The organism is Streptomyces sp. NPDC091292, from assembly GCF_044757265.1.
Lineage (GTDB): Bacteria > Actinomycetota > Actinomycetes > Streptomycetales > Streptomycetaceae > Streptomyces.
Window position 1 is genome coordinate 149282 of record NZ_JBIVUQ010000015.1, and the last position, 13191, is coordinate 162472.

Sequence of the window (13191 nt, forward strand, 5' to 3'; positions counted from 1 at the left end):
TGTCCGATTTCATACGGTTGTTCGGGTACCCCGTGGCGTAGGGAAGGCGTAGTGTTCGAGAACGTCAGCCATTCATGAGGACGCTGGTGACAGGGCGTCCGTGAGCAGCTACAACACAGCTAGGACGCGGCCGGGTCGGTGACGGCGGGCGTCGGGGTGGCGGCCGGGTCGGCCGCCGGTACGGCTGTGGTGACGGCGGCTATGACAGCAGCGATGACAGCAGTGACGACGGTAGTGATGACGGTCGGAGAGAGAGACGGCATGGACCGCGGGACGGTCGGCAGCGCGAGCGCACACCGGGGGCGGCTTCTGGTCGAGGTGCGGAAACAGGGGTCGAGCGCCGTGGTGACGGCGGTGGGTGAGCTGGATCACCACACCGCCGAGCTGCTGCGCGAGCCGCTCGACGGCTGCCTCGACGAGGGCTTCGCCCGGTTGGTCGTGGACTGTTCGGAGCTGGAGTTCTGCGACTCCACCGGCCTGAACGTCCTGCTCGGCGCCCGGCTCAAGGCCGAGGCGGCCGGGGGCGGGGTCCATCTGGCCGGTATGCGGCCTGTCGTGGCCAGGGTGTTTGAGATCACCGGAGCGGATGCCGTATTCACGGTCCACGACACCGTCGCGGCGGCGCTGGTCGAATGAGACCCTGAGGGGTCGGCGGGGGGGTGTTTCGGGGTGGGGTTCGGTGTGGCGTTCGGTGTGGCGTTCGGTGTGGCGTTCGGTGTGGCGTTCGGGGGGCGGGCCATGGTGCGAGATGTCGCTTACATCCCTTTTGTGCGGGCTGGGGTGGTGGAACCATGTGCCGATTGCCGTGAGGTGATGCACGCGTTACGCGCGTCACATCACCCGTGCCGAAAAAGTGGGTGTTCTCACGGATGGGCAGGGCAGGAGACATCCTGGATCCGTGACCACCGAAACGACAGGAATGTCCTGGGCCCCGGGCGCGGAACGGCAGAACGAGGGCATCGCTGTAGATCGTTGATGGAACTGAGTAGCTGAGTAACTGAGTACTGGTGAATCGGTGAGGTGAACCGCTGATGAGCACCACCCGGCCTTGCTCGCCGGGCGACCGCGGCCCGGAGCCGGACGCCGACGGCGCTTCGGGGCTGCCCGGGGTGTCCGGGGGGCCCGACGGGTCCGAGGCGCCCGGGGCTTCCGGTGTGTCCGATGTGCCCTCGGGTGAGGCGCTGGGCGACCCCGTCGGTGACCCCGTCGCCGCTGCCCGGCCGGTCGGGCGCCAGGCGCGGCGGCTGAGCTTCGCCGACGCCAGTGGAATCGTGCCGCTCGCCCGGGACTTCGCCCGTCAGGCGCTGTACGCGTGGGGCTGGCTGCCCGCGTCCGGCGCCGACCGGAGGGCCGCCGCCGAGGATGTCCTGCTGGTCGTCTCCGAACTCGTCACCAATGCCTGTCTGCACGCCGACGGGCCCGAGGAGATGTGGATCGCCTGCGAGGGCAAGGTGCTTCGGGTGGAGGTGTCCGACCGGGGCACCGGGGTGCCCGCGCCCCGCACCCCGCACCAGGCCGGGCGCCCCGGGGGCCACGGAATGTTCATCGTCCAACGGCTCTGTCTGGACTGGGGGGTGACCCGTACGGAGGGGGTTGCCGGGAAGACGGTGTGGGCGGAACTTGGGGCTGTCGGCGGCTGAGGTTGCCGTTGTCCGGTGCTTCGGTGCTGTGCGTCTCGGTGTGCGGGGTGCTCCCGCCCGCCCGCCCCATGTGTGGTTGCCGTGGGGTGGCCGCTGTCCGGTGCTTCGGTGCTGTGCGTCTCGGTGTGCGGGGTGCTCCCGCCCGCCCGCCCCATGTGTGGTTGCCGTGGGGTGGCCGCTGTCCGGTACTTCGGTCCTGTCCGACTCCGCGTTCGGGGCACTCCCGCCCACCCACCCGATGACGCGTGCGCAGCCGACCGGGGTGGAGGGGGAGTTCGTCGAGGCGTACCTGCCGATCGGCGAGTACGGTCCGTACCCCGAGCGGTTGCGCCAGTAGTTCGACGGCGTGGTCCGGTGGTTCAGGAGCGGCGGGCAGTGGCGGGAGACGCCGCAGAAATTCGGTGCCCGATGGTCGACGGTGTCCCACCGTTTCCGGCAGTGGCGTGACGCCGGCGGGTGCGAGTCCCTGCTGAAGGGCCTGATCATGGACGCCGCGAAGCGGCGTGAGGTGGATCTGCCGCTGGTCGGTATCGACTCCACCACCGCCGCCGGCCCCTCACGATGCCGCCGGGATGCACCCGAGTCAGGACGTGCTCGCCGCTTTGGCGAAGGCTGCCGCCGCGGAGGAGGTGGCCGGGTCGAAGGGGGCAGTCCGGAGGGCGAAGCGGGTAGGGCGGTGGTGCTGATCCGGAGGGGGCGGGCGGCGATGTGTCCGGCGCCGGCGCCGGCGCCGGGTTCGCGGAAGGCCGCTCTGCTGGGGCGCTCACCGGGCGGGCAGACGTCAGGGGTCCGTCTCGCCGCCGGTGTTCGTCTTGAGCGCGGGACGGGCGGGCGACAGTCCGCAGTTCGTCCCGGTGCTCGGGAATCCTGCGGCAAGCCCAAACCAGGGCCGGGAACCGGGAACCGGGAAAATCGGGAATCGCGAGCCGCGTAGGTCATCGTGCGCCGCCGACGCGGTCTCCGCCCGCCGGCTCAGACGAGGGCGGCGGCCAGCAGGGCGAAGGCGGCGATGATGACGGCGACGCGGACGTAGTGGAAGCGGTCCCAGCGGTGCATCTGCTCCTTCCAGTCCTCCGGCCGGTTCTCGGGGGTCCACGTCTTGCCCTGGTCGTTGATCGGGACGAGCAGCAGGATCGACATGAGCACGCTGACGATCAGTAGCGCACCCGCGGTGACGACGAGTCCGGTGCCGTCGTGGTGCCATCCGGCGACGGCCCATACCGCGACGAGGACGAGTGAGGTGATGTACCAGACCGGCATCACGGCACCGAGCATCCGGCCCCCGTGGGCGCGGCCGAGTTGGCCACTGTCACCGGGGAGTGCGTCGAGGATCCGGTTGATGACGAAGGCGACGGAGAACTCCACCCCCACCATCAAGCCGACGACCACGATGGTGAACACCTCAAGTGCGTTGAGCATGGTGACCCCTCCTGGTATTCAGTTCCTGGTATCCAGTGAATCTAGTGTTGCTAGCTGACGGGCCGACGCTAGCACTGCTGTCGCTTGATTGTCTAGCGATGCTAGGATCGGCTCATGTCGGTACAGGAACGCAAGCAGCGCGAACGGGCGGAGCGCGAACGCCTCATCGTGGCGACGGCCCGCGAACTCGCCGAGCAGCAGGGCTGGGACGCGGTCACCACCCGTCGGCTCGCCGAGCGCATCGAGTACAGCCAGCCCGTCCTCTACAGCCACTTCCGCGGCAAACGCGAGATCATCGGCGCCGTCGCCCTAGAAGGCGCCACCGAGATGGCCGTGGCGCTGCGCGCCGCGACCTCCGCCGCGGACGGCCCCCGCGCCCGGGTCGCCGCCCTCGCCCGCACCTACCTCGACTTCGCCGCACGCAACCCGGCGGTCTACGACGCCCTGTTCCAGCTCGACGGCGGCCTGGCCTTCGCGAACGAGGACACCCCAGCACCTCTGAAGGACGCCTTCGCCGCCCTGCTGGAAAGCCTCGGCGAGGTCGCCGGGGACGGCGTCCACCCGGCACTGTTCACCGAGGTGTTCTGGGCGGCCCTGCACGGACTGGCCACCCTGACCCGAGCGGGACGGGTGCCGCCGGAGGACGCCGAGCGGAGGGTGGAGCTGCTGGTGGACCGGCTCGCCGTGCTCTGACGCACCGCCCCGGCCGGGCACGCGGCGTGGCCGGGGTCCCGGGGCCCCGCTGCCTGCCTCCGGCATTGCTTCAGGCATGGCCTCCGGCGTGGCTTGCGGTCACTCGCGCCCAGACGGCGCAGCCGCAGACCGCCGGGCCGCGAACCCCGGACGGCCACCCGCCCCGCACCCGCCCCGCAAGCTGCGACGCCCATTGATCGCGACCCGATACGCGCCCTCGGTGTTCTGTCTCGGGAGATTGGGGACGGCGAGGGTGCGACCCGGTCCGCGCCCATGGGTGGGTGGGAGTGTCGGGGGCGTGTGTTGGCGGCCCTCGCGTGGTCCGCACCGTATGGGTGGGTGGGCGGGAGTGCCCCGGGTGTGGAGTCGGTCAGTACCGAGGTTCCGGACAGGGGGCATAGGGCGGCGGCCCTTGGGGCGGGGTGCCCGGGGGGATGGGGTGGCGGGGTGTGGTCCGCACCGTATGGGTGGGTGGGCGGGAGTGCCCCCCGGCGTCGAGTCGGCCAGTACCGAGGTTCCGGACCGAGCCCATCCACCGGCACCCCCAGGTCCCCTCGGCCCCCGATCCGCAAGGATCCGAGGCGTCCCGTGTCTTCCCTCGACACCCTCCCCGGCGTACCTTGAGCGCCCAATCTGATGCGCCGTCAGTAACTTTCCGTCAGCAACTTCCGCATGCCTGGAGCGACGGCGCGTACCAACGGCAAGAACGGCAAGAGGGGAACCCGTGGTGTCGTACCGGACGTACCAGAAACGAACGGCCGCGCTCGCGCTCGGCGCGGCCCTGGCCGGCTCGGCGGTGCTGATGGCCGCCCCCGCGGCCCACGCCGTGGTCGTCGACGTCAACTACCAGTGCAAGACGCCGATCGGCGACAAGGCGGCGGTCTCGCCGATCGACATCAAGGCCGTGAAGAGCGGCAGCGGATACTCCGTGACGATGTCCTTCCAGAAGGGCGTCTCGTCCAGCCCGGTCGAACTGGGCAAGGGCGCGATGAACCCGAGCGCGGTCATCAAACTCGGCGGCGCCGACACCGGCACCCTCGCGGTCAAGGGACCCGCGAACGCCGAGGCCATTCCCGCCAACAGCCCCATCAAAATCAGCGACTTGACGGGCACGTACACGCCGAAGAAGTCGGGGACGGTCACGTTCACCGCCGGGGTCCTCACCATCAAGGCCCTGGGGACGACGACGACCTGTACGCCGTCCAACAACCCGAAGCCGAGCCTTTCGCTGGCGGTCACCGCCGCCGGAGGATCGGGCGGCTCGTCCAGCGACGGCGGCAGCTCGTCGTCCGGTGCGTCGGGCGGCGGCGGCGACCAGCTCCCGCAGACCGGCCCCGCCGACTCGGCCGTGGCGCTCGGCACCCTCGGCGGCACCGTCCTCCTCGCCGGCGCGGCAGGCGTGCTCTGGCTGACCCGCCGCAACCAGACGGCGTCCCGCTAGGACCGGCCCGCCCCCGACTCCGTACGCGCCGACGACCAGGAGCCGCCGATGTCGCCGTACCACCGAAGGGACCGCCCGCGCGCCCCCGCCCCCGCCGCCGCGTGCGTCCTGGCCACGACGCTCCTCCTCCTGGCCGCGACACCAGCGACACCGGCGACACCCGCCTACGCGGAGCCCGCCGATTCCTGGACCGTGGCCCCCGCCCCCGGAGGGCGCCCGTACGTCTACGCGGAAGGCGCCCCCGGCACCGTCCTGGAGGACGCCGTGTCCGTCAGCAACACCGGCACCCGCGCGCTGACGGTACGGCTGCGCGGCGCGGACGCCGACAACACCGAGGGCGGCGGCTTCTCGGTACGGGACAAGCCGGTGGACACCGGCGCCTGGATCACCTTCGCCGAGCGGACCGTACGCATCCCGGCCCGCACCCGCGCCGACGTCCCGTTCACGGTGACCGTCCCGGCCGGCGCGAACCCCGGTGACCACCCGGGCGCGATCGTCGTCAGCGCGGGCGGGCGCGACGCGGGCGTACGGGTCCATCTGCGCGTCAGCGGCCCCACGCTCTCCGCGCTCACCGTCGAGAAGGTACGTACGGACGGCGACCGCATCGTCTACGACCTGGTCAACCGCGGCAACACCGTCCTGTCCCCGAAGCTCGCGGTGCGCGCCGACGGGGTGTTCGGCACGGTGCTGGAGCGGCCGGCCCGCGCGCTGCCCGTCGAACTGCTGCCGGGCCGCCGCATCACCCTGCGCGAACCGTGGGACCCGCCCGCGTTCGACTCCGTCGACGTACGGCTCAGGGTCACCGCGGCCGGTGCCGCCCCGGACACCGCGACCGCGACGGCCCGCTTCGTGCCCTGGGCACCGCTGACCGGAGCGGCCCTGCTCCTGGCAGCGGCGGCGGCCGTCGGCGCCCGAGCCGTACGCGTAAGGAGACGGGCACCACGGGATGTACGGGAAGCGGAGGCGCCGCCACCGCCCAGGCAACCGGCCCTGGCCGGATCGAGGAACGGTTCCGGGACAGGAGACGGACTGTGAACCGCAGGCCCAGCACGATCAGACCCAGGACCGCCATACTGCTCGCGGCCCTCGCCGCACTCGTCACGACACTGCTGCCCGCCATCGCGGCGCCCCCCGCCTCGGCCGCCTCCTCCGCCGACGGCCCGACCGTCGCCGTCTCCACCCCTCAGGCGGGCGTCGGCGGTTCGATCACCGTCACCGGCAAGGGCTGGCGGCCCGACACCCTGCTGATGATGCTGATCTGCGGCCAGAACATGATCGGCGGCACCAACTCCTGCGCCAACGCCGACGGCCGCGCCGTCACCACCGACAACTCCGGCGCCTTCAGCAAGAAACTCCCCGTCGCCGCGCCCCCGAAGCCCTGCCCGTGTGTCGTGCACGTGGCGACGGTGACCGGTGAACAGGCCCTCGCCGACGCCGAGTTCAAGGTCGCGGGTCACCCCACGGCGCCGCTGCCCGAACCCAGCGGCGAGGGCCGCCTCTCGATCCTCACGGACACTCGGCTCGACGGTTCGGGGGGCGTCCTGACCTGGTTCGGTGCCCCGCCGTCCCGCACGCTCGTGTTCACCGTCGGCAATCTCGGCGCGTCCCCGGTGAAGGACCCCGTCTTCCAGGTCGGCACCTCGCACGGCGTGTTCGCCCCGCAGTGGGAGGACCAGCAGTGGCGGGGCACGGTCGCGCCGGGCACCAAGGCGCAGGTCAGGCTCCCCGTCGAACTCTCCGCCGGCGCGCACGGCGGCTATCTGGTCTCCGTCCGCCACGGCGGCAAGGTACTCGCCGAACAGCCCTGGGGCGTGGGCCGCCCGTGGGGCGTCACGCTCTTCTGGGTGCTGCTCTGCGTCGTCGTACCGGCCGCCGTGTTCCGTATCGGCATGGCCGTCGTCGACCGGGTGCGCCCGCGCGGCTCCCGACGCCCCGCCGCCACCGGACGCCACCGGGGCGTGAGCCTGACCGACCTCACCGTACGGCTGCCGAAACTGTCCTCCGCTCCACCGGAGCCCAAGGAGGCACCGGCGACTTCGACCCTGCCGTGGTTCACACCGGACAACGATCCGGGAGCACCGGCGAGTCGGCTCTCCGCACCGTCCGCACCGCGCGAACCGTCCGAGCAACCACCGACGAACACTCAGCCAAAGAGGGGTACCACGTGAGCACGCAAGTGAGGGTGAGCGCACGGCGGAGAGCGGGCGCGGCCGGCGCCGCGATGATGCTCGGCGGCGCCGGGCTCCTGCTGGCCGCCGGTCCCGCGCAGGCCGCCGAGGTGTCGTACGCGACCGAGTGCATTCCGCCCGCGATCTCGGGGCTGCCGCCCGTGCAGGGGACCACCAAGGTGGACATCTCGGCGCCCGCCGAGGCGAAGGTCGGCGACGAGGTCGAGATCGTGTGGAAGACCACGCAGGCCGCGTCCAAGAACCCGGACGTCCTCGACCTGGAGAAGGACACCGTCAAACCGTCCGGAACCCTCAAGGTCAAGGGTGCGCAGACCGGTGACCTCGCGATGGCGGGCCCGCGCCAGAATCCGCCCATCCCCAAGAACAGCGCGATGATCCTGCCCGACATGACGGCCAAGCTGAAGCTGACGGCGCCGGGCGAGGTGACGCTCACGCCGGACGCGTACACGATCAACGTCAGCAAGCCGATCTCCACGGACACCAAGTGCACGCCCAAGGAGACGGTGCAGCCGGCGGCGACCATCAAGGTGACGGAGGGCGGGACGAGTTCGGGCGGTACGACATCGGGAACGACGACCGGTACGACCTCCGGCACTACGAGCGGCACTACTAGCGGCACCACGAGTGGCGCTACGGGTGGCAGTACTGGTGGCAGTACGGGCGGCGGCGGTGACGGTCAGACCGACTTCACCGGCAAGGAGGTGCAGGTCCCGTACGCCTGTAAGACCCCCATCGGCGACAAGAACGCCACCTCGCCCGTGCAGATCAACGCCAAGAAGAACGGCGGCTCCTTCGATCTGACGGTCAAGTTCAAGAAGTCCGTCATGGACAGTCCGGCGCCGATCCCGGCGGACTCCGTGAAGCCGTCGATGGAGGTCAAGCTAGGCGGCGCGGACAAGGGCACGGTCCATGTCGAGGGTCCGACCAACAAGGACCCGATCGAGACCGGCGCCCCGATCGCGATCCCTGATCTGACGGGCACGTACAAGCCGGGCGCCGACGGCAAGTCGACGCTCTCGCCGGGCGTCCTCACGGTGAAGGCGCTGGGCACGACCACGACGTGTACGCCCACCAAGTCCGAGGTGTCCCTGGAGATCGACACGACGGCGCAGCCGGGCGGCGCGTCCGGCGGTTCGGGGTCGGCGGGCGGTTCGGCGGGCGGCTCGGCCTCCGGCTCCGGCGGCAGCGGCGGCGGCCTCGCGGAGACCGGCGCGGAGAACAACGGCGCGCTGCGGGCGCTGGGCCTGGTCGCGGGAACGGTGATCCTGCTCGGCGGCGCGGTGTTCACGTTCCTGCCAAGGCGCCGCACGCACTGAGGCACAGGCACAGGCACGGACACAGGCAGGCGTACGAGGAAGGGCCGCCGCACCATCCAAGGCGCGGCGACCCTCCCTACAGTGGGCTGACGCTACGACAACGTCAACGTACGTCCCCCATAAGGGACTTGACCTTCTTGCGGTACATGAACACCGCGGCGCCCGCGGCGATGGCGAGTGCGGCCTCCATGCCGACGATGCCGGTCTGGTTGAGGTCGACGCCCGCCAGCGAGAGGAGGCTGGTGGTGCAGTCGCCCGCGGTGACGGCGAGGAACCAGACACCCATCATCTGGGAGCCGTACTTCACCGGCGCCATCTTCGTGGTGACGGACAGGCCGACCGGCGAGAGGCACAGCTCGCCGACGGTCTGGGCGAAGTAGATGGCGACCATCCACCAGGCGGCGACCTTCGCACCGTCCCCGGCCATGGAGAGCGGGATCAGGAACACCAGGAAGGAGACACCGACCAGGAACAGACCGGACGCGAACTTCACGACCGTGCTGGGCTCCTTGCCGCGCCGGTTGAGCGCCAGCCAGATCCAGGCGACGACCGGGGCCAGCGCCATGATGAGCACCGGGTTGATCGACTGGTACCAGGAGACCGGGAAGTCGAAGCCGAGGATCGTGGTGTTGGTGGACTTGTCGCCGAACAGGGCCAGCGTGGAGCCGCCCTGGTCGTAGATCATCCAGAACACGGCGGCGGCCACGAAGAACCAGATGTACCCGGTCATCTTCGACTGCTCGGTCTCCGTCAGCTCCTTGTCCCGCTTGATCCGCGTCAGCACCATGATCGGGATGATGAGGCCGGCGAGGGTGATCGGTACGAGGGCCCAGTTGAGGGTGTAGGTGCCGGTGCCGACGACGACGCCGTAGAACACGACGGCGACGGCCAGCCAGATGAGGCCCTTGCGCAGCGTGGTCTGCCGCTCCTGGACGCTGAGCGGCTTCGGTACGACGCTGGACCGCTCGCTCAGATGCCGCGTACCCATGAGGAACTGGGCGAGACCCAGGGCCATGCCGAGCGCGGCGAGGGCGAAGCCGAGGTGCCAGTTGACGTTCTCGCCGACGGTGCCGATGACGAGGGGCGCGGCGAAGGCGCCGAGGTTGATGCCCATGTAGAAGACGGTGAAGCCACCGTCGCGGCGCGGGTCGTCGGGGCCGTCGTAGAGCTGGCCGACCATGGTGGAGATGTTGGCCTTCAGCAGCCCGGAGCCGAGCGCGACGAGACCGAGGCCCGCGAAGAAGGTGCCCTGTCCGGGCAGTGCCAGCGTCAGGTGGCCGACCATGATGACGGCGGCCGAGATGGTCACGGTCTTACGGGGACCCCAGACACGGTCGCCGAACCAGCCGCCGGGCATGGCGAGCAGGTACACCATCGCCAGGTAGATCGAGTAGATCGCGGTGGCCGTGGCCGGGTTCATGTTCAGGCCGCCGGGGGCGACGAGATACAGCGGGAGCAGCGCCCGCATGCCGTAGAAGCTGAAGCGCTCCCACATCTCGGTCATGAAGAGAGTGGCCAGGCCGCGGGGGTGGCCGAAGAAGGTCTTCTCGCTGCCAGGCGTACTGGGCGAGTCCTTCGTCAGGCTGGACGCCATGGGTCGATCCTCGTGAGTTCGGGACGCGCCGCACGAAGGGGTACGGGCGCCCGGTGGGGGGCGGGCCTGGTTCGGGGCCGGTGGGGGGCCGTCCCGGCACACAAAAGGACCCTTGGCACGCAATAGTGGGCCAAAGGTCCATCAGTAGTGCGACAGGCGTCCTTCCACCTTAAGACACGACAGCGCCCCAATTGGAAGGACTTGAGACACGGATCACAGGAAAACCAGGAACAACAGAACCACTTTCCAAGGCTCCACACCAAAGCCCCCGGCACATTGACCCGCGCCACCGTTCTGTGGAAGTGCCCCGCACTCCGATTCCGCCGCGACGGCGCCAGGCCGGAACGGCGCATCCCGGCGGTGCCAAGCCGCTGTGTGGAAGTGCTCCGCACTTCGATCCCGCCGCGACGGTGCGAAGCCGTTCTGTGGAAGTGCTCCGCACTTCGATTCCGCCGCGACGGCGCCAAGCCGGGACGGCGCATCCCGGCGGTGCCAAGCCGCTGTGTGGAAGTGCTCCGCACTTCGATCCCGCCGCGACGGTGCGAAGCCGTTCTGTGGAAGTGCCTGGCACTTCGATTCCGCCGCGACGGCGCCAGGCCGGGACGGCGCATCCCGGCGGTGCCAAGCCCGCTCTGTGGAAGTGCTCCGCACTTCGATCCCGCCGCCACGGCGCCAAGCCAGGACGGCGCATCCCGGCGGTGCCAAGCCGTCCCCAGCCCACGAAGCTCCCCACCACTGCCCCCCCAAGCCGGCCGCAGGCCACCCCCCCCGGCGGAGCCGAAAGCCGCCCGCAGGCCACCCCCCGGCGGAGCCGAAAGCCGGCCGCAGGCCAAGTGCCGGCCGCAGGCCGAACCCGGTCAGGCCAAGCGCAAGCGATACCTCGCTATTCTCAAGGGCATGACCCGTGTACTGCTCGCCGAGGACGACGCGTCCATCTCGGAGCCACTGGCCCGTGCCCTGCGCCGGGAGGGTTACGAGGTCGAAGTGCGTGAGGACGGACCGACCGCGCTGGACGCGGGCATGCAGGGGGGAGTCGACCTGGTCGTACTCGACCTCGGCCTGCCCGGTATGGACGGCCTGGAGGTGGCCCGCAGACTCCGCGCCGAGGGCCACACGGTGCCGATCCTCATCCTCACCGCGCGCGCCGACGAGGTCGACACCGTCGTCGGCCTCGACGCGGGCGCCGACGACTACGTGACCAAGCCCTTCCGGCTTGCCGAACTTCTGGCCCGGGTGCGGGCCCTGCTGCGGCGCGGCGCCGCCGAACCCCAGCAGCCGCCGGCCACCCACGGCGTCCGGATCGACGTGGAGTCGCACCGCGCGTGGATGGGCGAGGAGGAACTCCAGCTCACCGCCAAGGAGTTCGACCTGCTGAGGGTCCTGGTCCGGGACGCGGGCCGGGTCGTCACGCGCGACCAGTTGATGCGCGAGGTCTGGGACACCACCTGGTGGTCCTCGACCAAGACGCTCGACATGCACATCTCCTGGCTGCGCAAGAAACTGGGCGACGACGCCGCGAACCCCCGCTACATCGCCACAGTCCGGGGCGTAGGTTTCCGCTTCGAGAAAAGCTGACGACACCCCCTGACGACACCCCACCCCCGGGCCACCGAACGTTGGAACCATGCGCCGCCGTCTGATCAACTCCACGCTCGCCGTAGTGCTCGTCGTGATCGCCGTGTTCGGGGTCTCCCTGGTCATCGTGGAGACCCGCACGATCAGCAGCAGCGCCCAGGAGCGCGTGGACTCCGAGGCGCGGCGCCTGGCCGGCATCGTCGACAGCAGGCTCTTCAGCGACGAGAGCATCACCGCGGCGGTCCTCAGGAACCAGGTCGCCCACGACCGGTACGCCGTCATCGAGGTACCGGGCAAGGCCCCCGTGGTGATCGGCACCCGCCCCAAGGGCGACGTGATCCACGGCGAGGCCAAGGGCGAGCAGGGCGAGACGGTCACCGTCGAGGAGTCCAGCTCGGCGGTGACCCGCGAGGTCGGCCGCACCCTCCTGATCATCGCCGCGGTCGCCCTGCTCGCGATCGTCGCCGCCGTCCTGCTCGCCGTACGGCAGGCCAACCGGCTCACCTCCCCGCTCACCGATCTCGCCGAGACCGCGGAACGCCTCGGCTCGGGCGACCCGCGCCCCCGCCACAAGCGGTACGGGGTGCCCGAGCTGGACCGGGTCGCGGACGTCCTGGACTCCAGCGCCGAGCGCATCGCGCGGATGCTCACGGCCGAGCGGCGCCTCGCGGCCGACGCCTCGCACCAGCTCCGTACACCGCTGACCGCGCTGTCGATGCGGCTGGAGGAGATCACCGTCACCGAGGATCTGGAGACGGTACGGGAGGAGGCGACGGTGGCGCTGGCCCAGGTCGAACGGCTCACGGACGTCGTCGAGCGGCTGCTGACGAACTCCCGGGACCCGCGGACCGGCTCCGCGGTCTCCTTCGACCTGGACGAGGTCATCAAGCAGCAGCTGGAGGAGTGGAGGCCGGTCTACCGCAGTGTGGGCCGCGCCATCGTCAGCTCCGGCAAACGGCATCTGCGGGCCGTCGGCACCCCGGGCGCGGTCGCCCAGGTCCTGGCCGCGCTCATCGAGAACTCCCTCATGCACGGCGGCGGCACCGTCGCGCTGCGCACCCGGGTCACCGGCAACCAGGCCGTCATCGAGGTCACCGACGAGGGCGCGGGCGTCCCGCCCGAACTGGGCTCCCGGATCTTCGAGCGGACCATCAGCGGCCGTAACTCGACGGGCATCGGTCTCGCCGTCGCCCGGGACCTCGCGGAGGCCGACGGGGGCCGCCTGGAGATGCTCCAGGGCAAGCCCCCGGTGTTCGGCCTGTTCCTGTCCCGTACGCCCCTGAAGAAGCAGGGCGCGGGCGGCGACGACCACACGGTCCGCTGA

General features: G+C 70.8%; 14 protein-coding genes. 11 read left to right on the top strand and 3 right to left on the bottom strand.

Features of this window, described 5'->3' with window-relative positions:
- Positions 1 to 119: 119 nt before the first annotated feature.
- Positions 120 to 263 carry a hypothetical protein gene (locus ACIQNU_RS32005; RefSeq protein ID WP_401373067.1) on the bottom strand — a complete coding sequence of 48 codons (144 nt, stop codon included), beginning with the start codon at positions 261 to 263 and terminating at the stop codon, positions 120 to 122.
- Between ACIQNU_RS32005 and ACIQNU_RS32010 the strand changes: the two genes are divergently transcribed.
- The 4 genes from ACIQNU_RS32010 to ACIQNU_RS32025 all read left to right on the top strand — a co-directional run bounded on the left by ACIQNU_RS32010 (position 262) and on the right by ACIQNU_RS32025 (position 2574).
- The gene (locus tag ACIQNU_RS32010) at positions 262 to 636 is read left to right on the top strand and encodes an STAS domain-containing protein (protein WP_401373068.1); all 375 of its coding nucleotides are present in this window, start codon (positions 262 to 264) and stop codon (positions 634 to 636) included. The genes ACIQNU_RS32005 and ACIQNU_RS32010 overlap by 2 nt on opposite strands.
- Before the next feature lie 395 nt (positions 637 to 1031).
- A complete protein-coding gene (locus ACIQNU_RS32015) occupies positions 1032 to 1640 on the top strand; it encodes an ATP-binding protein (RefSeq protein WP_401373070.1) in 609 nt (202 codons plus the stop codon).
- Positions 1641 to 1806: 166 nt separating this feature from the next.
- A complete protein-coding gene (locus ACIQNU_RS32020; RefSeq protein ID WP_401373071.1) occupies positions 1807 to 1977 on the top strand; it encodes a hypothetical protein in 171 nt (56 codons plus the stop codon).
- A gap of 9 nt (positions 1978 to 1986) precedes the next feature.
- Positions 1987 to 2574, top strand: a complete 588-nt coding sequence (locus tag ACIQNU_RS32025) for a hypothetical protein (RefSeq protein ID WP_401373073.1) — start codon at positions 1987 to 1989, stop codon at positions 2572 to 2574.
- 38 nt (positions 2575 to 2612) lie between these two features.
- Here ACIQNU_RS32025 and ACIQNU_RS32030 read toward each other — a convergent pair whose 3' ends face one another.
- Positions 2613 to 3059: a DUF1772 domain-containing protein gene (locus ACIQNU_RS32030; RefSeq protein WP_401373074.1), complete on the bottom strand. Its 447-nt coding sequence runs from the start codon at positions 3057 to 3059 to the stop codon at positions 2613 to 2615.
- Between the two features lie 114 nt (positions 3060 to 3173).
- On the opposite strand from ACIQNU_RS32030, the gene ACIQNU_RS32035 reads away from it, so the two are divergent.
- From ACIQNU_RS32035 to ACIQNU_RS32055, 5 genes are all read left to right on the top strand, one after another.
- Entirely contained in the window at positions 3174 to 3752 is a 579-nt protein-coding gene (locus ACIQNU_RS32035; RefSeq protein ID WP_401373075.1) for a TetR/AcrR family transcriptional regulator, read from the top strand.
- Between the two features lie 727 nt (positions 3753 to 4479).
- Positions 4480 to 5193 carry an LPXTG cell wall anchor domain-containing protein gene (locus ACIQNU_RS32040; protein WP_401373163.1) on the top strand — a complete coding sequence of 238 codons (714 nt, stop codon included), beginning with the start codon at positions 4480 to 4482 and terminating at the stop codon, positions 5191 to 5193.
- Positions 5194 to 5241: 48 nt separating this feature from the next.
- A complete protein-coding gene (locus ACIQNU_RS32045) occupies positions 5242 to 6228 on the top strand; it encodes a hypothetical protein (RefSeq protein WP_401373076.1) in 987 nt (328 codons plus the stop codon).
- The gene (locus tag ACIQNU_RS32050) at positions 6225 to 7361 is read left to right on the top strand and encodes a hypothetical protein (protein WP_401373077.1); all 1137 of its coding nucleotides are present in this window, start codon (positions 6225 to 6227) and stop codon (positions 7359 to 7361) included. Before ACIQNU_RS32045 ends, ACIQNU_RS32050 begins: the two co-directional genes overlap by 4 nt.
- Before the next feature lie 56 nt (positions 7362 to 7417).
- Positions 7418 to 8698, top strand: coding sequence for a hypothetical protein (locus ACIQNU_RS32055; RefSeq protein WP_401373165.1), 1281 nt, complete (start codon positions 7418 to 7420; stop codon positions 8696 to 8698).
- 103 nt (positions 8699 to 8801) lie between these two features.
- Here ACIQNU_RS32055 and ACIQNU_RS32060 read toward each other — a convergent pair whose 3' ends face one another.
- Positions 8802 to 10292, bottom strand: a complete 1491-nt coding sequence (locus ACIQNU_RS32060; RefSeq protein ID WP_401373078.1) for a peptide MFS transporter — start codon at positions 10290 to 10292, stop codon at positions 8802 to 8804.
- A gap of 897 nt (positions 10293 to 11189) precedes the next feature.
- Here ACIQNU_RS32060 and ACIQNU_RS32065 point away from each other — a divergent pair.
- Positions 11190 to 11867, top strand: coding sequence for a response regulator transcription factor (locus tag ACIQNU_RS32065; RefSeq protein ID WP_235457590.1), 678 nt, complete (start codon positions 11190 to 11192; stop codon positions 11865 to 11867).
- Positions 11868 to 11916: 49 nt separating this feature from the next.
- Entirely contained in the window at positions 11917 to 13191 is a 1275-nt protein-coding gene (locus tag ACIQNU_RS32070; RefSeq protein WP_401373080.1) for an ATP-binding protein, read from the top strand.